Source organism: Brevibacillus sp. FSL K6-2834, assembly GCF_038592925.1.
In the GTDB taxonomy this organism is placed as follows: domain Bacteria; phylum Bacillota; class Bacilli; order Brevibacillales; family Brevibacillaceae; genus Brevibacillus; species Brevibacillus borstelensis.
Genome location: NZ_CP151945.1, coordinates 675,001 through 697,124, shown reverse-complemented (window position 1 = coordinate 697,124; position 22,124 = coordinate 675,001). Strand labels below are relative to the sequence as shown.

Annotated in this window: 19 protein-coding genes, 13 tRNA genes and 1 rRNA gene (1 of these 33 running past the window's edge); 7 read left to right on the top strand and 26 right to left on the bottom strand. The window is 46.4% G+C overall.

Going from position 1 to position 22,124, the window contains the following annotated elements:
• Positions 1–5: 5 nt before the first annotated feature.
• The 8 genes from NST96_RS03695 to NST96_RS03660 form a co-directional block, all read right to left on the bottom strand.
• Positions 6–1,874 carry a hypothetical protein gene (locus NST96_RS03695; RefSeq protein ID WP_342405561.1) on the bottom strand — a complete coding sequence of 623 codons (1,869 nt, stop codon included), beginning with the start codon at positions 1,872–1,874 and terminating at the stop codon, positions 6–8.
• Entirely contained in the window at positions 1,867–2,505 is a 639-nt protein-coding gene (locus tag NST96_RS03690; RefSeq protein ID WP_342405560.1) for a hypothetical protein, read from the bottom strand. The genes NST96_RS03695 and NST96_RS03690 overlap by 8 nt, the downstream gene beginning before the upstream one ends.
• 288 nt (positions 2,506–2,793) lie before the next feature.
• Positions 2,794–3,180, bottom strand: a complete 387-nt coding sequence (locus NST96_RS03685; protein ID WP_122905006.1) for a hypothetical protein — start codon at positions 3,178–3,180, stop codon at positions 2,794–2,796.
• Positions 3,181–3,333: 153 nt separating this feature from the next.
• Positions 3,334–3,921: a metal-dependent hydrolase gene (locus NST96_RS03680; protein ID WP_342405559.1), complete on the bottom strand. Its 588-nt coding sequence runs from the start codon at positions 3,919–3,921 to the stop codon at positions 3,334–3,336.
• Positions 3,922–4,147: 226 nt separating this feature from the next.
• On the bottom strand, positions 4,148–4,408 hold the full coding sequence (locus NST96_RS03675) for a hypothetical protein (protein WP_342405558.1): 261 nt from the start codon (positions 4,406–4,408) through the stop codon (positions 4,148–4,150).
• Between the two features lie 161 nt (positions 4,409–4,569).
• Complete coding sequence (locus NST96_RS03670) at positions 4,570–5,004, bottom strand: reverse transcriptase-like protein (RefSeq protein WP_342405557.1); 435 nt, start codon at positions 5,002–5,004, stop codon at positions 4,570–4,572.
• Positions 5,005–5,026: 22 nt separating this feature from the next.
• A complete protein-coding gene (locus tag NST96_RS03665) occupies positions 5,027–6,841 on the bottom strand; it encodes a DUF5348 domain-containing protein (RefSeq protein ID WP_342405556.1) in 1,815 nt (604 codons plus the stop codon).
• Positions 6,842–7,540: 699 nt separating this feature from the next.
• Positions 7,541–10,168 (bottom strand): DEAD/DEAH box helicase, encoded by a 2,628-nt coding sequence (locus tag NST96_RS03660; protein WP_342405555.1) that lies wholly within the window; start codon positions 10,166–10,168, stop codon positions 7,541–7,543.
• 475 nt (positions 10,169–10,643) lie between these two features.
• Between NST96_RS03660 and NST96_RS03655 the strand changes: the two genes are divergently transcribed.
• From NST96_RS03655 to NST96_RS03645, 3 genes are all read left to right on the top strand, one after another.
• Positions 10,644–10,844, top strand: a complete 201-nt coding sequence (locus tag NST96_RS03655) for a hypothetical protein (protein ID WP_310769134.1) — start codon at positions 10,644–10,646, stop codon at positions 10,842–10,844.
• 224 nt (positions 10,845–11,068) lie between these two features.
• Positions 11,069–12,283, top strand: coding sequence for an IS256 family transposase (locus NST96_RS03650; RefSeq protein WP_122953491.1), 1,215 nt, complete (start codon positions 11,069–11,071; stop codon positions 12,281–12,283).
• 594 nt (positions 12,284–12,877) lie between these two features.
• On the top strand, positions 12,878–13,093 hold the full coding sequence (locus NST96_RS03645) for a hypothetical protein (RefSeq protein ID WP_310769132.1): 216 nt from the start codon (positions 12,878–12,880) through the stop codon (positions 13,091–13,093).
• 38 nt (positions 13,094–13,131) lie between these two features.
• Here NST96_RS03645 and NST96_RS03640 read toward each other — a convergent pair whose 3' ends face one another.
• From NST96_RS03640 to NST96_RS03625, 4 genes are all read right to left on the bottom strand, one after another.
• A complete protein-coding gene (locus NST96_RS03640; RefSeq protein WP_342405554.1) occupies positions 13,132–15,390 on the bottom strand; it encodes an ATP-dependent RecD-like DNA helicase in 2,259 nt (752 codons plus the stop codon).
• 499 nt (positions 15,391–15,889) lie between these two features.
• Entirely contained in the window at positions 15,890–16,636 is a 747-nt protein-coding gene (locus NST96_RS03635) for a hypothetical protein (protein ID WP_342405553.1), read from the bottom strand.
• A gap of 469 nt (positions 16,637–17,105) precedes the next feature.
• On the bottom strand, positions 17,106–17,297 hold the full coding sequence (locus tag NST96_RS03630; RefSeq protein ID WP_342405552.1) for a helix-turn-helix domain-containing protein: 192 nt from the start codon (positions 17,295–17,297) through the stop codon (positions 17,106–17,108).
• 25 nt (positions 17,298–17,322) lie between these two features.
• Positions 17,323–17,580 (bottom strand): helix-turn-helix transcriptional regulator, encoded by a 258-nt coding sequence (locus NST96_RS03625; RefSeq protein WP_342405551.1) that lies wholly within the window; start codon positions 17,578–17,580, stop codon positions 17,323–17,325.
• Positions 17,581–17,738: 158 nt separating this feature from the next.
• Between NST96_RS03625 and NST96_RS03620 the strand changes: the two genes are divergently transcribed.
• From NST96_RS03620 to NST96_RS03605, 4 genes are all read left to right on the top strand, one after another.
• Complete coding sequence (locus tag NST96_RS03620) at positions 17,739–18,104, top strand: helix-turn-helix transcriptional regulator (RefSeq protein WP_342406529.1); 366 nt, start codon at positions 17,739–17,741, stop codon at positions 18,102–18,104.
• An 89-nt stretch (positions 18,105–18,193) separates the two neighbouring features.
• A complete protein-coding gene (locus tag NST96_RS03615) occupies positions 18,194–18,826 on the top strand; it encodes an ImmA/IrrE family metallo-endopeptidase (RefSeq protein ID WP_342405550.1) in 633 nt (210 codons plus the stop codon).
• Entirely contained in the window at positions 18,823–19,173 is a 351-nt protein-coding gene (locus tag NST96_RS03610) for a hypothetical protein (protein WP_024983301.1), read from the top strand. Before NST96_RS03615 ends, NST96_RS03610 begins: the two co-directional genes overlap by 4 nt.
• 7 nt (positions 19,174–19,180) lie before the next feature.
• The gene (locus NST96_RS03605; RefSeq protein ID WP_342405549.1) at positions 19,181–20,380 is read left to right on the top strand and encodes a tyrosine-type recombinase/integrase; all 1,200 of its coding nucleotides are present in this window, start codon (positions 19,181–19,183) and stop codon (positions 20,378–20,380) included.
• A gap of 109 nt (positions 20,381–20,489) precedes the next feature.
• Here NST96_RS03605 and NST96_RS03600 read toward each other — a convergent pair.
• The 14 genes from NST96_RS03600 to NST96_RS03535 all read right to left on the bottom strand — a co-directional run.
• Positions 20,490–20,571: transfer RNA gene (locus tag NST96_RS03600), tRNA-Leu, on the bottom strand.
• Between the two features lie 33 nt (positions 20,572–20,604).
• Positions 20,605–20,680 (bottom strand) — tRNA-Lys (locus NST96_RS03595).
• Between the two features lie 7 nt (positions 20,681–20,687).
• A tRNA-Gln gene (locus tag NST96_RS03590) sits at positions 20,688–20,762 on the bottom strand.
• Positions 20,763–20,766: 4 nt separating this feature from the next.
• A tRNA-Thr gene (locus NST96_RS03585) sits at positions 20,767–20,842 on the bottom strand.
• 19 nt (positions 20,843–20,861) lie between these two features.
• Positions 20,862–20,937 (bottom strand) — tRNA-Phe (locus NST96_RS03580).
• Positions 20,938–20,978: 41 nt separating this feature from the next.
• Positions 20,979–21,055, bottom strand: a tRNA-Asp gene (locus NST96_RS03575).
• Positions 21,056–21,130: 75 nt separating this feature from the next.
• Positions 21,131–21,207, bottom strand: a tRNA-Met gene (locus NST96_RS03570).
• 177 nt (positions 21,208–21,384) lie between these two features.
• Positions 21,385–21,460: transfer RNA gene (locus NST96_RS03565), tRNA-Val, on the bottom strand.
• A gap of 53 nt (positions 21,461–21,513) precedes the next feature.
• A tRNA-Glu gene (locus tag NST96_RS03560) sits at positions 21,514–21,590 on the bottom strand.
• Between the two features lie 11 nt (positions 21,591–21,601).
• Positions 21,602–21,686 (bottom strand) — tRNA-Leu (locus NST96_RS03555).
• 9 nt (positions 21,687–21,695) lie between these two features.
• A tRNA-Met gene (locus NST96_RS03550) sits at positions 21,696–21,772 on the bottom strand.
• 21 nt (positions 21,773–21,793) lie between these two features.
• Positions 21,794–21,884: transfer RNA gene (locus NST96_RS03545), tRNA-Ser, on the bottom strand.
• Positions 21,885–21,889: 5 nt separating this feature from the next.
• Positions 21,890–21,965 (bottom strand) — tRNA-Asn (locus NST96_RS03540).
• Positions 21,966–22,041: 76 nt separating this feature from the next.
• Positions 22,042–22,124: ribosomal RNA gene (locus NST96_RS03535) — 23S ribosomal RNA — on the bottom strand; it runs 2,924 nt beyond the window's last position.

The following is a 22,124-nucleotide window of genomic DNA, read 5'->3' as shown; positions in this document are numbered from 1 at the left end:
TTTGCTCACCCCCCATGCTCTGGGAAGAAAATCTCCTGTTCCCAAGGAGAGAACTGCGTCACCACACGCACACTGTATTTTGGCTGCTTGATGATCGCGTGGTGAGCTAATCCCATTCCCAAAAATTCCAGTTCCCCTTCGGTTAGTTTGAACAGCTCGGCACATCTCTGCAGATCGCCTTCGTGTTGAGCAAAGATAATTTTCGTGTCGCTGTTCTGTATGACTGCCCTGCCGTGCTCATTCTCATAAAACTTTTGGAAGTTCTGAGTTGCCGCAATCGGCCCTCCCTTTCTCTTGCGGAACCGCCGGAAATAGGTTTCCAACGCCTTGGCCGAATACAGGTTTTTGAACAGTTCCTGGCACTCGTCCGCATCAACGCGGAACAAAGAGCCATCATCCAAATCGCGCTTTTTCAAAAAGCGGTTCTCCAGATAAGAAAGAACCACAATGTTGGCAATCGGTAATAATTCCGAATTGTGAAGATCCCTCAAACCAAATCCTGCACAAGGTGCCTTTCCAAGTTCCACATTGGTTTGACAATCAAAAATCCCAAGGGTTCCCTTATCCGTGAATCGTTCAAGGGTTAATACGGTACCTTGCAACTCGCTGATCCCTTCCGCCAGCAAACAAAACTCATGATAAAAGTTCCCAAATTGCGGCGGTTTCTTTTTTTGCTTTGTGACGAATTGGTTATTCTGAGGATCAAAATATGCGTCATGATACAAACTGCGTGGATCTTCCGTAATCCCACACTTTTCATAAGCCCTGCGCCACGCCCGATCCATATATGCTGCGATCACTTTATGATCGGCACTATCCGTCAGACCCGCCATTGCAGCTGACAGGTTGACCATATCTTCGACCTTCCCCTGCAGGTCTACAATGAAGCCGCGTTCCTTGTGGTGTTCTACTTCGATGTCTGCTGGGTTGAACCGTAAATCGGAGTAACGGCTGATCGGCAGATAGATACCTCCCAAGGTTTCAATGGTTCTTTTCAGGTCTCCTTCCTGATCGATCACCGCATGGTAAACGCCGAAAGGAACCTCTCCTGTAATGATCTTTTGAAGCATAGCGGTTTTTCCGGTACCCGAAACACCAATAAGGGAGATACCAAAATTGTTGACGTGCTGTTTATTGAAACCATCGAAAAGGACCGGAGAACCAACGTCGTAGTTTAATCCCAATATCGGGCCATCCTCATGCGGCCAATCCGATACGGTAAAGGGATACAGGTTGGTTCCCGCAGCCAAATTCATCTCCTTCCACGCTTCTTTTCGCTTGATGGCCAGAGGACTGACCGCTTTGAACATCAGGTCATGCTCATGGTCTGCTGGCTTCAGGCAGTCCTTGGTCCCGCCGAACTTTGACATGAGGCGGTCTGCCTTTTTTTCTAGCTCTTCCTGGCTTGTGGCAGCCAGAATGATAAAGTTATCGAAGTAGATTATGCGATCTCGATTGTTATCAATATCAGAACGTAATTGCTGGAGCATGGCCAGTTCCTCTTGTTTGGACAGCACACCACGGCTGGACGCTTGTTTGGCACGATCAATAAGTTTGGATTCGATTCCCTCAATACGGGTCGTTAGCCAGGACAAAATCCTGTCTTTGTCAACAGGGGCGATATATTGGATGAAATCAATATCCCCAGGGAAACTCACAAGTGGGTGCAGATATCCAAAGTCAATTTCAGACGGCCACCCGTCTACAAAAAACGATTGGATATACCTCTCTCCTACCTGAATGTACGTAGCAGGTGAGAGATCAGCAAAGTTTGGAGCCAACACTTCAATAAAATCGTGGATCGGACGATATTCATCATCCTTCTCCTTCTTGGCCAACCAAGTGAACTTGACTTTTGTTTTCAGGTTAAGCAAACGCGGGCACCCCTCTCACAAACAAGCTGTCAAACCCCTTTTCATAGAGATCAACACCCGAGATGTACTTGGACTGTTTTTTATTGCACCAAGCATGCAGAATGTCGTAAACTTCCGGTGTCTCCAGACGTTTGTATCGCCGTACAAACCGTTGGATACGCCCCAAAGACTCCTCGATGCGATCACTGAGAAAGTCATTGGCTTTTTCCGGAGAGCGGGTTGGGTCATCTAAAGGAAACACAAGAAAGTTTCGGCGAACCGGCAGGTTTCTCGATGCCAGCAACTCCCGATTGAAGTGTTCTTGCTCCATCAAAAACGCCTCCGTTGTTGAACCGGAAGCGTTATAGGTACGGATAAAGTTGAACCGATTTTCTTTTTGTCTTTTCATGACTTCTTCGAGATCGACCTGACGGCTTTGAATGTACAAAGCAATTTCAATCTCCAACGTCCGCAAAAAGTCCTGCCAGCCAAAGTACACATTCCGCATCTCTTTTTCCGAACAGTGGGTCAACGGAATGGGAAAAATCTCTAAATACTTCCGATAGCGGCCGTTTGATAAGATTACAAGTCCATCCAGGACATCTTCCAGTTCCAGATACTCCGGCCAACTAATGCTCTTTCTGGAGTCCAATGTATCCTCTCCTTTCCCTTCGGGTCACTCTTTTCGGTCTCAACCGGAACAAAAACCGTCGCCACCACACGATCCATGGAGATTCCCCATTGATTTTTCGAAACATGAGATAGCCCCCTGCAATAGGAAACAAGGGGACAATCTCGTACAAACCAATGGAAACGGAGACAAGCAGCCCGGTAAATGAAACAATGCAAATGATCCATTGTGTGTTAGACAAGACAAAGAGGGGGATGTCATTCTTTATCCCTTTCGGTACTCGGGCACGCATGACTCACACCATCCTTATTATGTCAAAAGCATGTTGTAGATCACCTTGGCTAACGTAACCAGGCTTGCAATCAACAGCAGTCCAATGATAATGCCAAACCCCCATGTTTTGGCCGTCTGTCTGGCGTTTTGCCCGAAGGCAATGAAATTTAGAAAAAACCCCAGCAATGCACCGGAAATGACGGATGCAGACAATGATATCCCAATCACCCAGTTGAAGATTTTGTTGATCAACTGGCTAAAATCATTTTCGGGATTTCCTTCGGCAAGTCCAAATGGGTCAAAATTTGGCTTGCTGTTTACATTTGCATACGCCACTTGGGACTGAGTAATCGGGACTAACAGTGACGAGAACAAAATGGCAACAAGCATCAGGATCTTGACTGATTTGACAGTCCAGCTCATGCTAATTCACCTTTCCTTTTTCAGCAATTGGGAAAATCTCGAGGCTAGCTGCGCAAAATTCCTCCCTCCCTTCAAGCATGTATTGCTAAGCCTCTCACTAATAGAAAAAGCCCGGTACCGTTTGGATACCAGGGCATTCAAAATGTAGCGCTCCTAACCAGGGAGATATGACTGTATAATAATCCACGCTGTGTAGACAGTGGCCCCCCATTGGACAAGCAGCCGTTCAGCGGTTGAACCTGTTTGAAAAAGCGTTACTCCGAAGCGCCTTGAGCTCAACGGAGAAAACAGTGCAATCTTTTCAGATATGAAATCCAAGGCGAGATGAGAACCGTACCCAATCAGGGCCGGAATCCACAAGTTAGGTTGATACAACCAAGCAAATGCGACAACGACTCCGATTCCCACAAAGCCATGTGTAGGGCTTTCCCGGTTTTTTACAAGTACCAGCAAAAGCAGAACAACCCCAATAGCCATGAATAACGGTTCTCGATTCACCCATCCGTAATAGACCAGCATCCCTCCTAAAACCAAAAACACAATAGGACGGAGCCAGGAAGGAATGAAGGGCATCAACATCCCACCCATTCGACTTCTTGGCTCCGTTATATCAGGTAGTAACGACGAAAAAATCGCTGTTCCCAGTCCCATGGCCCACAGCGGCAATTCATCCCATTGACGCGGTAGATTGTACGTACAGTACGCAGCAACCGCAACAGTCATATGTGTGCGTCCTAGCATGGAAGGCTCTCCTTCAGGTTGAGTAACTGTTTATTGATGTCATCTAACTTTTCTCGTATAATCGCCACTCGTTCGGGAGGACATGTACGCAACTCTCGTTTCAACTTGGCTCGCTCCGAAAGCAATCGTTGCACATGGTTGTTGATTTCAAACAGAACTCCCAACCAATTTAATCCTCCTTTCACAAAACGTGCCCAAAACAAAAAGCCCTTTGCAACAGGGCCTCTTACTTCAATGCTAGTAACCGACCAAATACGGTATCGAACATGTCAATTTTGGATTCTGCCGCTTTTCTTGCTTCCTCAAGTGATGTGAATTCCTTTCCGTCATCCAATGAACGATACTTTTTTGGAGATTCAATCTCAAAAACGTAAGCTTGGGTATCACGGCGAAATGTAACCTTTCCTTGATACCCCTTTTTCTTGAACGTCCACTCCACCGGCTGTAGATACGGAAAGTCACGTAAGGTAACGGGTATTAATTTCAACCACAAAACCCCCAATCATCATACAAAAATGGGTATTTTAAGCGACGAAAGGAATAAAAATATCGCTTTTCCAAGCGATTCGGAATGTGCGTATAATTTAAGCACTTTCATATTGTCAATACATAGCATAAATCATCATGGGAATGTTTTCAAGTACCAAGTTACCAGAAACTCACCATGACAAGTTGTTCCACCTCATTTTCCCCTCCTACACGAGTAACAGAATCGAATGACATCCCCTGTTCCTCTTCCTGTTGCTCTCGGTCCAACCGCTCAAACCGAAAATGTTGAAGATTTGCAAGCATGCTTCTTACCTTTACACAATAGTTGAACAGACGTGCTTTTTTGGCCTGCCATTGGCCACTTGCCTGTTTCATGACAAGGGAATTTGTACCGAGTAACTTTACCGCTGTAATGCCACGGGCGAGTATTTCTTCAAGCAACACCTGGAGCGCATGATAGTACGCCTCGTTCCGATCAAGTCCTTCAACACGCTCTTGAAATTGCCACACCCTTTCTCCTTCTGGAGAAATTAACCACGCAATAGCATACAAATTCTTCTTGTTTCGGGTAATGTCAAAGCAACCTGTATACATCTTGTCTGCACCATCCTTTTTTTCATCCTTGCCGATATCGAACTCTCGCCATCGTACCTTGGAGACTGATCTTTGGCCGATCTACCGCGTAATAGTCTTCCCCATTATGTTCAATCCTGGTTCGTACCCAATATCCACCGTCCTCTTCTTCGTTCACCAATATTTCGATGGTCTCTCCGCAGGTGAAGTAATGATCCTCATTGATGGCATATCTGCCGCTGCTGTTTTTGTACAAACGTCCCTGAGCGGTAACCTTCTTGTTCAAATAGCTAAGATCATACAAAGCTGCTTCCAAGTGTTCTGTTACTCTGTTCAGCAGATGATATTCCAGTTGCTCGTCTGCAGATAATACGCTCGGCTCAATATTTTCGAGGGATCGATTTACCTGCTGAACAGCAACCGATAGTGGGAGTTTTCCCAGCAAAACTTTCATGTGATTGATTTCGTCCATGTTCCTCATCCTCTCTTGTTTTTCGGTTTGAAGTTGTTCTGCAATATCTTTAAAAACGTCCTTCGGCCTCAACACTTTGAATTCGAACCCCTTACTTTGTAGCGTCTTTTTGGTCAGTTCAACTCCTTTTCCGCCCGCCTCGTCATTATCTCGGACAACGTAAATCTTCACATCTTTTCCAACAACCCGTTCTATCAGGCACGCTTGTTCGATTGATAGATGTGAAGCTTGCATGGCCGCAGCTGGTACCCGAAGCTCTTGGCGCATTAAGATTGCATCAAATCCCCCCTCTACCAAGTAAAGTGTCTTGCTGCGTTTTGCCTCTTTCAACACTTCATAAAGGCCAAACAAAACAGCCCCTTTTTGAAAGAGGCTGTCGTCAGGCGTATTGCGGTATCGTTTTTTGGAAGTGGGTGCAATGGATTTGTACGTAAACCCAAGCACATCCCCTGTTACTGCGTCTCGGTTGGAGAATACGATACTGTTGGTCTTCTGATCCCATCCAATGCCATACGTTCGGATGGTATTAGCATCCAATCCCCTTTCTCTTAGATAGTTCTGGGCAACCTGAGAAAGACAAAGATCGAAAGCGTACTGATGGGCCTGTTTCCGTCGTTGCATCTTAAGGAGCCTGTTTGAAACAGTGGCCTTCTCCTGCTTGCGTGAAGTTTGACCACGGACTCGTCTGGATTTCCCCCAATCAAGCCAAGCGCGATAAGCCTCCCCTGGTTTTGCTAAAAGCACTCGGGTATCACCTTTCAGCAATAGCTGACGGACGTCCTTTAGCACCTTCCGTACCGAGTCTCCAAAGCGCATTCCGTACATGTGTCGAACCATTTCCGCAGCATCGCCAGAAATGGAGCAGGCATGGCAGTACCAGATGCCTTTTTCCCTGTTGGCATACATACTTGGTTCGGTATCCCCATGGAGCGGGCACAAGCAAGGATGTTCACCCGATCGGTTTTCTCTTTGAACCGTAATCCCAAGATGACGGAGATATACCGGGAGGTCTATCCATTCTCGTATCCATGTTGCAGCAGCTCGTACTTGATCAGTGGAAACTCTCGTAGGCAAAATCAATACACTCGCGAGAGAGATCGCAGTGATTTCCCCCTTGTCACAATCAATTGGTTTTAGAGCCGTGGTCCCCGCCTGCTGATTGACCAATGTTGCAGGATTCACACACGCGCGCGTAACCAACTGGGGTAATATATACTTTTTTATATATACTCCATTAGCGGCTGCCGGTTCTTGGAATGCAACATTACCTGCTTTATCCATGCAATTGCAGCTGGGGACAAATGCAACATCGCTTTCCATTCCCGCTGCAACATCAGCAACGAACTGCTCCTTATTGGCGTTTCCTCTGCCCTCCTTCTTTTTCAAGCCCCGAACCCTCTTCTTTTCTCTTAGAGTTGTCTTTAATGCAACATTACTATTGCGTGCTTTCCGTGGGACTACTTTGACCTGAGAAGCATCCTGCCGCCACTCACCCACCTTTTCGATTTTGACCCCTTCACATGTCCGTTGTGTCTGGATCAGATTGGCAATTTCAAGTTTCCGTATATTCCTCCAAACGGTAGCTCTGTGAACTGCAAAAACATCTGCAACATCACTGAAACGAACAAAGGAATGGTTGACCAAATACACATAAAGTTGGTATAATTTGTTTGTGTTCATATCGGGATTCAAAAGGGACTAGCTGCATATAGTCCCTTTTTCTTTCCTCCTTTCTTCTTCCATGGACTTCGCCCATGTACCCCAGTCTCGTCTCCTCCTTGTCCACCTTGCGGCGGTCTCTTTTAACGAGTCGACAGGATTCACTTTAATGTTACGGCCCGCTGATTTGCTCGCACTCCTTTCGGAGTTACTTTGTCACAGGGCTACAACCTTAGGATTTCTCCACCAGTTGCCTGTCAGCTACGAGGCGACTTGGCTCTTACCTCGGTTGGACTTTCACCAACTAGCAATTAACGGCTTGCTGGGCACGCAATACAAAAAACCACCTTAAAGGTGGTGACATATTTTCCAATGTCAAGTTGTTGATTCCCCTGGCGGGCAAAGGTGCCGTTTTTTTGCCGTCCTTTATTTTCCTTCCTTGTCGTCGCATGATTCAGTCTTACCTATTGTAGAAGTGAGGTCGGATAATCGCGAAAGAAGGGACTTTATTCCTTTAGGATCCAACCTTGCATCACGATATGCTTCCATTGCTTTCGAACGCCATAGTTCATTCCCAGTCTCAGTGAAATCCAACCGCAAACTTCGTACGACCTGAACCGCTTGATTTGCCCAATCAAGGAATGCTGGTTGATGCCAGAAAGTGAGTTCTTGTGCATACGTCACCGCTGAATCTTCAATTGTCTGTGACGGGGAAATAAATACTCTTACATATTCTGTATTTGCAGCAAGACCTGTAACATGGTTCTGTATATATGTCGGGTGCGTTGTAAGTTGACGAACCTTATATAACGGTATTGGTTTTGATCCATCCGTTTCCGTATAGTCTTCAGACACCAAACAAAAGTCGTTTCCACAGATCCACCATGGGTCTGGACCACCTGTATCCTCAGTATTCCCGGCATCATACCCTAGCAGTGTTCCGAGTTTCACATGGGCTTGTTCAAATGCGTTCCCATCCGTATTTGAAGCCAGCCCGCTCAGGATTTCCTGGACTAAACAATTAAATTTCCTATCACTACTTATGCCCAATTTGGAGAGTTGGCCTTCTAAACGCTCGATAAGAAATGCAAGGTGTTTGTCGTCTTCTGTTTTATCGTTGTTCTTTGAGGGTGCTGGCACTAGATTACGAAGCCAAGAAACAGAATTAGTGCAATGCGCTGCTTGATTGAACTTATTACGTGCCGTTGCGGCAAAGCTTTCATCATTTTGTGCCGCAAGCCATGCTGTACTACCTGCCAGATAATACCAAAAACCACGATAACCCTTTAACTCGTCACCATCCAGCAGTGAAGCAACGCTGTTAGCATGCTTCAACGCTCCTTGGTAATCGCCTGCCCACATATCCCTCTGATAATAAAGCTCATACGACACTGCTTTCTGTAGTTTATCCATCAGCGGATCCGGCTTCCGTTCATAATCTTGACGTCGCATCAGAATTTGAGCATCTGCATCTTTCCAATCTTCATTTTGGGCCAAGAAAATTCGGTACATGTCCAAGAAGTCGTCAATACCTGTTGCAGCTTTAGATTCATCATAACCAAAAAGCAGCTCAGCCTGCATTTCTGGATGATAAAGTTGAATATTTTCTCTTTGGAGCAAACGATCTTGCAGTTCATCTCCTACTATACAAACAGCCGAGTAGTCCGTTGCGCTCCGTGTACAACGGCCTACTGCTTGTACAATGCGAGTACGAACCCGATCCCTGAGTAGCAGTGAGGCGGCCATTCTAGTTTCCAGAAATCGCTCATGTAGGTTCGCAGCTGATGGCAACCCCTGCATAATTTCGAGACGGCACTCGTCCCCTATGAGATTAATGCCATCATAACGGTTTGCAAGGACAGCTACGGCGTTAGTGTTCTTAGTAAACTCATGTTTGGAATGCTCAATATCGCTGGCTTGGTAGATATCCTTACTTCCAATTTGAGAAATTTCCGCGATAAGATCGTCTGCTGACTGTTGATCCGGTACCAGAATAAGTGAACGGGAAGATTCCTTTATTAACGAATGGACAAGCTTATTTGATTCCACATCGTTCAAAGCAACACCTGGGAAGAAAAATAAACGTCTTCCAACACCATGTTTTTCCCATCCTTCGGGGGCTTTGATACGTTTTATCTTGTCGCGGCCCGTAATTCGCTCTAGCTCACCACCAAGTCCAAGTGTAGCAGACATGTAGAGTCGCTGATTTGCATGTGAGAATGGCGGATGCGTGAGAGTAGGCGGAATAATCGGTCGAATCAATATTGACCCGTAATTCACATAGACATGGCAGGCTCGAAGGTGTTCCCTTAAAACGGACCAATTATACTTAAGCGTTTCTTGACCCTGTACGGCTTCGTCTAAATACGGAATCACCTGCCTCAATTGCGAAACGAATTTAGGGGTCGGTATTTTTTCGACCCATGCTTTATCATTAGGAGAGGCGTTGTCGGATAACATCCGCTGATACTGCTCAGGTGGCAAGCCGTCCTTTAAAATTTCGAGCAGTTGCGCATAAATAACAGGGAAATCATATCTCGAAATATTCAGCGACCAATGTTTGACAATATAGTTCTCTGATGCATGCGCATCATCCAACACAATAAAGTTTGGATTGTAAAAGAACGGATTTGTATTAAACAGGCTGCTGTAAGTCGTCACAGCGATCGCTTCACCCTGGTTATACTCTGCTTTCGCTTTTGGGTGGTAATCACGTTGCGATCCGGTGAATGCAAGAGTATTGATCCCAAATTTTGTTCGTGCTTCATCAACTACCTGGTGAACAAGTTGTTTCGTCGGACATAGGTATACGACTCGTTCCTTCAGCTGACGCCGCCGCCACTCGCCAACTAGCAGACCGATCAGCGTCTTACCGCTGCCAGTTGGCAACTCCATTGCAACCTCGGGGTAATCTACTAGGTCCTTTTTGTACTCTCTTAAAACGTCTGCTTGATGCGACAATAATCCTTCGACGCTACGATTACGCAAATCATAAAATAGCGCTTCTGGACTCTCAATGTTTGAACCACCCCGGTACTTCGATTTAAAACCCATCCGCAGCACTCCTTTAATAAAAAATGACTATTTAACAAAATGCATATTATTACTATATTATACATTACCATACAATTGAACTAATTTGGGCATTTGTATAATAAAACAACACTCAGATGATCCTGATGTATATTGCAATTTAAAAATGCTGAGTTTTGCAATGCATTTATACAATCGTGGCTTTACATAGAGAGGCGAGTATGATAGGATGGATCGCCAAGCCAAATCTTATTGATATCGCCCTTTCTGCCTGTATCATACCCGTAGAGGCTCCATGTCAAGCTGCTGCATAAGCGGTGCATGCTGCGTATGAATATACGGCATTATTCGGCACTCTTAGATTGCCAAACACACCCATGCGGATAGCCATGATATAATTATGGTTGCAAACTTGGATTCGGCTCCCTGCTCGGGGGCTTTTTCTTTTTTGTCCCAACCCCCTTCTGCTACTTTTAGCCCGGAAGGGGGTGATACTATGACCAAGCGTCTGTACTTTTTTGTAAGTCTCTCTGACGCTCTGCGGATCAGTCAGGAACTGTCGCAGTTCGGTGTGACTCGTTACCATGTTCAGCCTCATGAGACAGGGGTCGCATTCGTCTTCGAGCGGGTATCTGACGTGACCCAGATCGTCTTGAGGCATTTGTTTGGTACAGATGGCGAGTCAAAACAAGACTAACCCATCGGCTGGTGTTCCCGATAAAGGGGGCACCAGCTCCGTATTTTCAACTTAAACAACTTGTCCATCTGTTGTAGTATAGTAACTAGTTGGTCTCTAAAATTTTTCTCCGAAAGAGGTTGTTACATGAGGCACGGCTGTTTGGGTAGGGACTGTAAAATATTTTGTGTAAACTCTCATTCCACATTCCATTACAATGAAACAAAGTGAGGTTGAGAGAACACATGGGACTCATTCCAAAAGACCAGCTGCGCCAACTTATCAAAGAACACAACTTGCAAACCATGGAGGATGTTCAAAAAGCCCTGAAGGACATTTTTGCAGAAACACTGCAAGAAATGTTGGAGGCCGAATTGGATACCGAATTGGGCTATGCCAAGCATGACAGCAAGCAGAAGCAGACGAAAAACAGTCGGAACGGCTATAGCAAAAAAACGGTTACGTCTGAGTATGGGGAGTTGGATCTCACGATTCCCCGTGATCGTCTTGGAGAATTTGAACCTGCGATTGTCAAGAAACACCAGAGACATGTAACGGGTATTGAAGATCAAATCGTCTCTATGTACGCCAAAGGCATGAGCACACGGGATATTCAGGATCATTTGCACAATCTGTATGGACTTGAGGTATCCCCGACCCTTATCTCCAACGTAACAGCTAAACTGTTACCTCTTATCAAGGAATGGCAAAATCGCCCGCTGCAAAGCGTGTATTCCGTTGTTTTCATGGATGCCATTCATTTTAAGGTAAAACAGGACGGGCAAATTATCAGCAAAGCCGCCTATATGGTCATTGGCATTGATTTGGAAGGCTATAAGGACGTTCTTGGCATCTGGATCGGAGAAAACGAGTCAGCCAAGTTCTGGCTACATGTGTTGACGGATCTGAAAAATCGTGGCGTTCAGGACATTTTGATTATCTGTGTAGACAATTTAAAAGGCTTCAGCGAAGCCATTGCAGCCAGCTATCCGCAAACGGAGGTTCAAAAATGTATCATCCACCAGATCCGCAATTCCATCAAATATGTGTCGTACAAGGATTTGAAGAAGATTACTACGGCCTTGCGTCCGATCTATACGGCCCCAACGGAAGAGGCGGCTCTCCTGGAATTGGATCAATTTGAGGAGACCTGGGGAAAACAGTATCCCCTGATTGTCCGGTCGTGGCGGAGTAACTGGGATGAACTGGCGACCTTTTTCAAATACTCCCCCGAGTTGCGCAAGCTCATCTATACAACGAATATGATCGAAAGCTACCATCGACAACTCCGGAAGGTGACAAAGGGAAAAAGTATCTTTCCGACGGATGAATCGCTACTCAAAATGCTATATTTGGCGACGATGGATGTCATTCGGAAGTGGACAGGGCGGGTCCAAAATTGGGGGCAAATCCTTCTCCAGTTGACTGTACATTTCCCAGAACGGGTACAGATTCGATGAAGGGCTTTACATGGAGGGGGCGGGCATGATAGGCTACTTTGCCTTGCGATGGTGTGATCTTCTCCATCGCTCAATCGCAAGAACTCATGCCCGCCAGTGGCTCCATGTCAAGCCCGACATATGAAGCATCGTTTTCACGTTTACACAAAAATCTTGACAGACTCTTTGGGTATCATTTTCCTTGGTCTATGTGTACTCGCCTATGCTTTTGTGAAGGCTTGGCAAAAATTTGGAGAGACTTATAACACTCTGTTTTAATATTCCTGTCCTCTTTTTCTCTTTTGTTAAATCAACTCCAACTCTTTCAGCGTGTGTTGGCGACACCAACAGCACAGTAATCAGTGCTTCTCTCCTTTATGATCTGCAACGCCTCGACCAGCTTTTTCTCACGTGCTATGGCTTTGTTGTAAGCGCCTATCCACTGTTCCTCACGTCTCTGTGCTTTGTCCAGAAGTTCCCCTAGTCGCTGGTTTCCCCTTTGGTGACAGACAATTGCATGTTCATCATTTGTCCCCCTCTTAACATAATTGATTGTGTAAAACCTTTTTTTGTCCCAACCCGGTATGCTACGCTCACCACAAGGAGCGTGATCATATGGAAAAGTCGTTTTACTATCCGGTACCCTGGTCGGAGGTCAGCTACCTTCGTGAGGCCCTGGCCGCTCTGGAGATTCCGTTTGTCCTCGAACAGGATGATCGTCTTGAACTGGCCGCTGGGGAAATAGCCTTTGTATTCCCTGACCTCCCCATCAGGCAGTACCGCCACGTCTTCGAGTTGCTCGGCAATGCTGGCCGGCGGTATCCAAGTTAACCCCCTCTTGTAATGAATGGCATCCCAAGCTTTATAAACTAGGAAAAAACAACAGCCCTTCTCTCCTCCCAATTAGGAAGAGTCGGGGCTGCCTTGTTCAGTCCATATAGCTGAATGTCCTCAACGATTCGTTTGGTTAGTCTCGTATTACGTGCCACAATCTTGTTGTTCTTAATCGCAATCTGCAAGGCTTTTTTGGTTCCCACCAAGACTACTTTGGATTCGGCCCGGGTGATTCCGGTGTAAATGAGATTTCTCGCAAGCATGATGTAATGACTGGTCGATACCGGTATGATGACGATGGGAGCCTGCCCTCCCTGCGACTTGTGTATGGTGATACTATAGGCCAGTTGAAGCTCATGTAATTCTTCCTTTGTGTATGTCACCGCTTGGCCGTTGATCGTGCAGTACAGACCTTTCTCTTCCGTTACGTGCCCTTCTTTGTCCAGCAGGTAATCAATCCGATTAATCGTGCCGATATCGCCGTTGAAAACCCCTTTTGTGTAGTTGTTCTTGGTCTGTATGATCTTGTCCCCGACTCGAAAGACTGTTTTCCCGACCACGATTTCTTCTTTATAGGGGGCAGAGGGATTGAGGGTTTCCTGGAGCACACGATTCAGCTCTTCTGTTCCAATGGGTCCCTTTTTCATGGGACTGAGGACAAGAATATCTGCAGCGGTGTATCCAAGCTGTGTAAACCTCACCACACTGTTCCGAATCGTTGCAGCGATCTCTTCCGGCTTTTCCCGCTGGATGAAGTAAAAGTCTTGTTTCGCTGGATCAATGACAATTGACTCGCCTTTATTGATCCGGTGAGCATTGGTAACAATCTGGCTGTTTTGCGCCTGGCGAAAGACTTCTGTGAGCCGCACGTGCGGAACGCCAGCGTCCAACATATCTTTTAGTACATTTCCTGGGTTCACGGAAGGGAGCTGATCCTGATCCCCTACCAGTAGTACTTTCGTTTTGTTCGGATTGATCGCTCTAAACAACAGATCGGCCAGCTGTATGTCCATCATGGATATTTCATCGACGATGAGTAAATCTGCTTCAAGCGGATTGCTCTCGTTGAATTCAGGCTCCTCTCCCGGCCGGAAGTTAATGAGCCTGTGAATGGTGGCCGCATCCAGTCCGGTTACCTCCGTCAGTTTGCGGCTGGCTCGTCCTGTCGGTGCAGCCAAAGCAATACTTGCCACTGGGTTAAGCCGTTGATACACATCAATGACGGCTTTTACGCTTGCGGTTTTCCCACATCCTGGACCACCGGTTAAGATCAACAGGTTTTCCGTGAACAACTTCCGGATCGCTTCACGTTGTCCTTCCGCCAATACGATTTTGGAACGTACCTGGTAGTCTTTGATGGCAGTATCGATAGCAGCCATGTTTACGTTGTTACTGCCGCTTCGCATAAATTTGAGCAGGAGTTGGGCCAGTCTCTTTTCGGAGCGATACAAAAAAGGAGGATAGACTCCCTCTTCCTCTATGATGAGGCGGCCGTTTTCCTCCAGCTGAAAAATCCCCTGTTCAACCTCTTCCCGTGTAATGTGTACGTCCGAGTTGTGGTTGAGAACCTTCAGAACCTCATCGATCAACTCTGCTTCTGGAATGAAGCAATGGCCAAAATCGAAGCACATCTTTTTCAGAACATAATCCACACAGGATTCAATCCGGAACATTGAGTTGGGCATAATGCCCATCCTTTTAGCGATTTCGTCTGCCTTAAGAAAGCCGATGAGATCCAGTTTGGTGAGCTGGTACGGATTCCGCTTGATAATGTCCAGCGTGTTGGAGCCAAAATCTTTGTAGGTCTTCACGACAATACTTGTACTTATCCCGTACTGTGACAGCTCCATCATGATCTGTTGAACCTCAAACGATGCCCGCACACTGGAGACAATAGAAGATGCCTTTTGCTGACCAATTCCACGGATCGGCAGCAAGCAAGCTTCTCCTTCTTTCATGATAATATCTAATGCGTTCTCACCCAGGACATCAACAATCTGCTTGGCTCTTTTCTCCCCGCAGCCTTTCACCAAGGACGATGAAAGGAAAGCAATTACCTGTTCCTTGCTTTTCGGAATCGGACGTTCCCAACGCTCGACACGGTACTGTTCGCCAAACTGGGGATGTTTAAACCAATCGCCGTAAACCGTGATTTTCTCGTTTGGCTCTACCCCATAAATAGTCCCGATGATGGTAATTTCTTCGCCATCGTCTTGTTTAAGAATGGCAACAATGAAGTCGTTGTTCGGTTGCCGAAACTTATAACGGACTAATGTTCCGGTTTTCCCACTCAATGTTACACCTCCTCGTTGTGTCACTTTTTTGATATAGTAGTTTTAAGTTTGGTAACGAAATCAACTCGGGTTACAGGCTTACACTATGGATCAAACAACATGTCCTCATCTCTCCCCCCAATAAAACATAATGATCACAGTAACAAGCCAAAGGATGCTAGCAATTATTTTCGCTGGTTTAAAGGAATCCATTGTTATCTCCCTCCACTGTTTTTTCCTCAAAAAGCTGTACAGATTAAACAATGTCAGGAGAATATCCAACAAGCTGATGAAATGTTGTCTACAGGGGAATTTAACTCGCATATGAACTACTATTGAGCGATAATGCTAATGTTTGTTTTGTCCGTCGATGAACGAGCAGCCACATATCGGGCAACTTTTTGCTTATTAGCCATTCCTTCGGATTTAGGTCGCGGCTAAGAAGTACGAGTTTTTGCGTTCGCGTCAGGTTTTTACCGTTTTTCACTGTCTCAACTCCTTCTTCTTCTCACTTCCGCCGTTAAGCCACTGAGCCTTGATGTTTCATCTCTTCTTCAATGAGTACCGGCAGCCACTTGATTAGCCATTCTGTCGGGATGAACACGTTGGGTTGGATCGCCTGGGGCAAGTGTCGCTTAATCAAATTAAGAACAAAGTCGTAAGAAAGAGAAAGAACCCGCTTGGATTTCCGACCGATCTCCCTTTCCTCTATCCTCTGCCCAATGGAACTCACTTTTTGTTTGAAGCGCTCCACCATCTCCTTGAAAGACACGCGCTTACGAACCACGTTTTCAGCCTTGGCTTCTTCAACTGCAGCCTGGATTTCAACCGCCTGAACAGTGTCAGTCTCTTTTTCAGGTAACACCAGGCGAATCTCCGGCTCCAATTCTGTCCCGAGGTTACGAGCCATACGTTCAATCTCTTCCTGAGAAGTAAACAGCCGTTGTTGAATCTGCTGCCACTTCCGAACCAACCCGATCACAAATGGGATGCCGCTTGTTAAAACGTAATACAACTTCTCCAGTTGATCGGTGGTCCAATTCATCAGATCGGCACCGATAAACAGGTAGCTTTTCACCCCCTTCTCATAGCTATATTTGACGCGGTGAGAAACCTGAGAGACCCCCTTCCGGAAGTGGCATACAACCACATCTCTCAGGAACGCGTATGAATCATCGGCCTCAACCAGCATTTCAATTTTCTTCTTGAGAAGATTCAAAACGTTGTGTTCCCGACCGCTCAAAACCATCAGCTCAACGTATTGCATAACAACCCCTCCTCACTTTTTTCCGAATCTGACCACTAACAAATGGACAAGCGCCTTTATGATCGTGTCCTTTTGTTACTACTCAGTTTCAACTTGTAAGAAAAACGATAGGGAAGACTAACTTCCCCTGAGTAACCACTACTTTTTGGTATCTGTGCATATGGATTCAGCTTTTTTTAATCCAGGTTCCGTAAGCAAAAAGGGTGACGAGAAACCTGTTTCCTTCAAATTGGACTGAGCATCTTGCAGCTCGATGAATGCCTCCTCTACCAGGGAACGTTCCATATGGATCTCCCTCCTCGGATTCCGTTGTTGGGTGACAGATCTGTGATCAAATACCGGGCATCATACTCCTCCGTGCAGCATGACAATCGCGTAAAGTGGAGATAATGAAAACAGCGAGTAGGAAAAAGCAGGAATAGAACTAAGAAAGAGAAACAGCTAGAATATTCAAAAAGATGTTGAGTTACTAGGCCGAAGACTTGGTGTTTTTCTGTTCCTGCTCACGCATCCAGGCGTCGATGCTCTCAACTCGGAAGAAAATGCGGGAGCGAACCCGAAAATGCGGGATTTCCTTTTTGCGAACCATCGCGTAAATCGTGTCACGGTGGACGCCGATGTATTTCGCACATTCAGCGGGGGTCAGTATCCCTTGTCCCATGGGATTTCCTCCTTTCCGCGCCATTTTAGGCGGTTTGTGGTTCGTCTTCATCAAAACTTGACGTTTTTTCAAGTTTGACTTCAGAAAAATACTCCTTTGCAAGTACCTCAGGTTTCACCCCAAGCACCTCTGCCATCTTGGGAATATGGTAACTTGGCAAATGGAAGTGACCGCGCTTGATTTTTGAATACCAACCTGGGGTTTTACCCATTTTTTCAGTAAGCTGCTTCACGGACATTTTCCGTTTCAGGCGGTATTTTTCCAAAATCTGCGGGTTGGGCATTTTTTGTTCACCACCTCATGTGAAGTTTTTTCATGTTCTGATCATATATTACTTGAAGTAAATTCAAGTTGTCAACAAAAACTTGAAGTTTCATCACATGCCTTTTGAAAATTATTCAATAGTTATATAATGAGTGGGAGAAAAGTGGGGTGATAGGAATGTCTTTTGGCCAGCGATTAAAACAGGCACGCAAAAAAGCAAGACTGACACAAGAGCAGGTGGCAAAAATGCTCGGCCTTGACTACTCCACGATATCGAAGTACGAAAATAACCACTCAGAGCCTGATAACGAAACCCTAGCTAAAATGGCTGAAATGTATAATGTTAATGTGGATTACTTGATTACTGGGCGTACTGATGACCCCTCCCCTTCCGACAAAAAGGACGATAAAAACGCACGCATGGGCCTTGCCTTCATTACTGGCGGGGAAGATCTTACCGAAGAGGAAGCCGAGTATTTGAAAGAGAGTTTGGAACTGTTCCGTAGGATGAAAGAAAGACGAGCGAAGGAACGGGAAAAATAATCCTTTATTCTGGTATAGCCTTCATAGCCCTTTGGGCTATTATTTTCACCTATATATACGAACATACGTTTTGTCAGGAGGGGTATTCAATGAATCTAACACTCTACAAAATGACACCACTTGAGGAATGGATTGCTGAAAAATACCTCGCACATTCCATCTTCACGCCAGAAGACCTTGACATTCACCGGATTGCAAACATTTTTGGGGGTGAAATTTCCTATTTTCCGACAAGATCACATGCCCGTTGGATTGACGATGGCTCTAATGACTTTATGATCATTCTCGACTCTCGTTTGGACGAGCCTTCTTTGCGGAGTGAATTTTTTCATGAGTTATGCCATCCACTCCGTCACGTAGGTGATCAGAGGACTCTCCCCAAGACTTTCCGGGACCTACAGGAGATGCAAGCCTCCCTGTTCCAGCAGTATGCAGCAATTCCCTTCTTCATGGTCCAGGAACTTGTTTTGCCGGTCTACGAGAATGAAATTCCTTTCTATTTGGCTCATACGTTCAATGTTCCCGTTTCTTTGGCGACCCGTCGATTCAATCAGATAAGAGGCCGTATCAGCCAGGAAGAATACAGTCAGAGGATTGCTACCTATCTTCAGAGTCAGTACAGCAAAGCAGATCCCACAAACTGGTCAGACGAAACAAAAAGGCTCTTTCTGACTGCAATAAAAAGAAAATTTCAAAAAGGACAAGGAGTTGTAATTCGATGAAAATTGCGGTTTTTTACGATTATTTCGAGGGGGAGCTGGCCCCGCTCTGGTACGTCATCAATTTTCGGAAGGGGGAACTTGATTGGAACAAAGATATAGCCTATATCCCCATAGCTGCTCCCTTCCAACGACAGGGAGCGGAAGATTTCTCGTCGGACAGCATGGGGATAACGGTGACGCTTGCAGATCTGACCGTGAGCGAAGATAAACCAGGGAAGTTCGGGATTCGGCTTGACCCTCTCCGTAGGCGTGCGACGGAAAACATGCTAGATTATTGGGATGCCGAATTTCTGATGTTGCAGGTGGCAGACCTCGAAGAAATCCTGCAGATGAATCCATGGAGGTGAACCAAACATGGCAAGTATTGAAAAGCGCGGCGCTAATTCTTGGCGTTTAACCGTTGAATTGGGGTATGGACCTAATGGAGAACGGTTGCGTGAAAGAAAAGTCATTAAGGTTGAAGATCCAGCGTTATTGAAAACAAAAAAGAAACTTAGAGAGTATCTGGAAAGTGAGTGGCTTAAATTCAAGCTTGAGGTTGAGGCCGGTGAGTACATCACTCCTGAGAAGATGACCTTCGCCGCCTTTATTGAAGAGTGGAGAACCAAGTACGCTGAAAAGCAGCTTGCCCCAAAAACCTTAAAAGAGTACTTGGGTCATATTCGGAATCACATCCTGCCAGCACTCGGGCACAAAAGACTTGATGAAATCAAACCGATGCACATCATCACCCTTTTGGATCGTCTCTCCAATCCTGGATCAAGGAAAGACGACCGCGGCCAAATGCTATCTGGACGTACCATTCAATACATCTACTCGGTCATGCGGAATATATTCGCCCAAGCGGAAAGTTGGAAACTCATTAAATCTAATCCGATAAAGGAAATTAAGAAACCAAAGGCAGAAAAGAAAAAAGCTCAATTCTACGAAGCTGATGAGGCACAAGAGGTGATCAAAGCGCTGAATGAAGAGCCATTGATGTGGCGACTACTCATCCTCGGGGCAATAATCGGTGGATTTAGACGCGGTGAATTGATTGCACTAGAGTGGCCGCAGGTACTTTTCGCTGAAAATGCGATCCATATCAAAAAGAGTATTCCACTTACAGCAGATGGTAAGGTATATGAAAAAGATCCGAAAAACGGTGAAGATCGCATCGTACAGATGCCAGGTTGGTATATGGAGGAAATGCGCCGATACCATTTACAATGGCGAGAAGAAAAGATGAAAATCCGGGACAGATGGGAGGGGGGTGACCGTGAATATGTATTTCACGCCGGCTACGGAAAGCCGCTATACTTTACCTACCCTTCCGAGTGGTGGAGTAAATTCGTAAAGCGTCACGGGCTGCGATACATCAGGTTCCACGATCTACGACACAGCTCAGCTACATTGCTCATCCATCAGGGTGCATCTTTGAAAGCGATCCAGGAGCGTCTGGGGCATAAGCAACACCAAACGACGGCAGATATCTACGCACACGTTACCAAACAAGTGAGTCGGGACCTCGCGGACAAATTCGACCAGTTCGACCCCAAAAAACAGTCGATTTGAGGTGTTCGTCCCCATTTCGTCCCCAACGACACTTTCGGGGACTATTTTCTCCCACACCAACTTCTGGCGAAAATAAAAAAACCTTGATTTCTCAAGGGTTTGACGCCTATGGTGCGGGTGAAGGGACTTGAACCCCCACGGTTGCCCGCCAGAACCTAAATCTGGTGCGTCTGCCATTCCGCCACACCCGCATGCACATTGAGAAACTGTTATTTTTGAAAAACTGGTGAGCCATGAAGGACTCGAACCTTCGACCCTCTGATTAAAAGTCAGATGCTCTACCAACTGAGCTAATGGCTCAAACAAGTGGCTGGGGTACTAGGATTCGAACCTAGGAATGACGGAGTCAAAGTCCGTTGCCTTACCGCTTGGCTATACCCCAAAAGTGGTGCCGGCGATAGGACTTGAACCCACAACCCCCTGATTACAAGTCAGGTGCTCTACCAATTGAGCTACACCGGCATGATATTGTTGGCAATAATGGTGGCTCGGGACGGAATCGAACCGCCGACACGAGGATTTTCAGTCCTCTGCTCTACCGACTGAGCTACCGAGCCAAAAAATGCTAATCCGCAAATGATATCCGCTAGGGATAAAATGGCGGAGCTGACGGGACTCGAACCCGCGACCTCCGGTGTGACAGACCGGCGTGAACTCCAACTTCACCACAGCTCCATATTTGGTTGCACCCAAGAGCACTTTGATCCTACTTGAACGGAAAGTATATCGAGGTAGTACAAGTAGAAAATTTGGTTGCGGGAGCAGGATTTGAACCTGCGACCTTCGGGTTATGAGCCCGACGAGCTGCCAGACTGCTCCATCCCGCGACGATTTTAATAAATAAATGGTGGAGGCTGACGGGATCGCTTCCACTTGCGACGCTGCGTCTATTACTCTTCACATGCGAGCAAGATCTGAAGTACCCGAGCAATACTCCTTTGAACTTCTTCGAGGGTGAACCGGCACGGTGAGATCCCGTAACCGATAGCAACGAATAAAGCATATGGTGGAGGCTGACGGGATCGAACCGCCGACCCTCTGCTTGTAAGGCAGATGCTCTCCCAGCTGAGCTAAGCCTCCAGAATCCTTCGCAAAAAACCCGGATGTTACCGAAAATTTGCGAAGCACTTGTATGGTGACCCGTAGGGGATTCGAACCCCTGAATGACAGCGTGAAAGGCTGCTGTGTTAAACCGCTTCACCAACGGGCCATATTTTTTCATGGTGCGGTCGGCGAGACTCGAACTCGCACGGGTCGCCCCGCCACCCCCTCAAGATGGTGTGTCTGCCAATTCCACCACGACCGCAACTTAGGTTGGTAGCGGCGGAGGGGATCGAACCCCCGACCTTTCGGGTATGAACCGAACGCTCTAGCCATCTGAGCTACACCGCCACTATTTATAAAGGTTAAACATGGCGGAGAGTGAGGGATTCGAACCCTCGCTACGCTTACGCATACTAACGGTTTAGCAAACCGTCCCCTTCGGCCTCTTGGGTAACTCTCCGTATATGGCTCCTCGGGAGGGACTCGAACCCCCGACCGATCGGTTAACAGCCGATTGCTCTACCAACTGAGCTACCGAGGAACAATGATAAAGGCACTAACGCAATTCATGCAGCTTCGCGCCTTCAAAACTGGATATGCATGCTGTAAGGATTTGTGTGGATAAGTCCTCGACCGATTAGTATTCGTCAGCTCCACGCGTTGCCGCGCTTCCACACCGAACCTATCAACCTCATCGTCT

What these genes read in the sequence shown, in the direction of transcription:
- NST96_RS03685 (WP_122905006.1), bottom strand. Translation starts at nt 3,180, where the DNA reads ATGAGCTGGACTGTCAAATCAGTCAAGATCCTGATGCTTGTTGCCATT.
- NST96_RS03680 (WP_342405559.1), bottom strand. Translation starts at nt 3,921, where the DNA reads ATGCTAGGACGCACACATATGACTGTTGCGGTTGCTGCGTACTGTACG.
- NST96_RS03670 (WP_342405557.1), bottom strand. Translation starts at nt 5,004, where the DNA reads ATGTATACAGGTTGCTTTGACATTACCCGAAACAAGAAGAATTTGTAT.
- NST96_RS03660 (WP_342405555.1), bottom strand. Translation starts at nt 10,168, where the DNA reads ATGGGTTTTAAATCGAAGTACCGGGGTGGTTCAAACATTGAGAGTCCA.
- NST96_RS03655 (WP_310769134.1), top strand. Translation starts at nt 10,644, where the DNA reads ATGACCAAGCGTCTGTACTTTTTTGTAAGTCTCTCTGACGCTCTGCGG.
- NST96_RS03650 (WP_122953491.1), top strand. Translation starts at nt 11,069, where the DNA reads ATGGGACTCATTCCAAAAGACCAGCTGCGCCAACTTATCAAAGAACAC.
- NST96_RS03645 (WP_310769132.1), top strand. Translation starts at nt 12,878, where the DNA reads ATGGAAAAGTCGTTTTACTATCCGGTACCCTGGTCGGAGGTCAGCTAC.
- NST96_RS03635 (WP_342405553.1), bottom strand. Translation starts at nt 16,636, where the DNA reads ATGCAATACGTTGAGCTGATGGTTTTGAGCGGTCGGGAACACAACGTT.
- NST96_RS03630 (WP_342405552.1), bottom strand. Translation starts at nt 17,297, where the DNA reads ATGGGACAAGGGATACTGACCCCCGCTGAATGTGCGAAATACATCGGC.
- NST96_RS03625 (WP_342405551.1), bottom strand. Translation starts at nt 17,580, where the DNA reads ATGCCCAACCCGCAGATTTTGGAAAAATACCGCCTGAAACGGAAAATG.
- NST96_RS03620 (WP_342406529.1), top strand. Translation starts at nt 17,739, where the DNA reads ATGTCTTTTGGCCAGCGATTAAAACAGGCACGCAAAAAAGCAAGACTG.
- NST96_RS03615 (WP_342405550.1), top strand. Translation starts at nt 18,194, where the DNA reads ATGAATCTAACACTCTACAAAATGACACCACTTGAGGAATGGATTGCT.
- NST96_RS03610 (WP_024983301.1), top strand. Translation starts at nt 18,823, where the DNA reads ATGAAAATTGCGGTTTTTTACGATTATTTCGAGGGGGAGCTGGCCCCG.
- NST96_RS03605 (WP_342405549.1), top strand. Translation starts at nt 19,181, where the DNA reads ATGGCAAGTATTGAAAAGCGCGGCGCTAATTCTTGGCGTTTAACCGTT.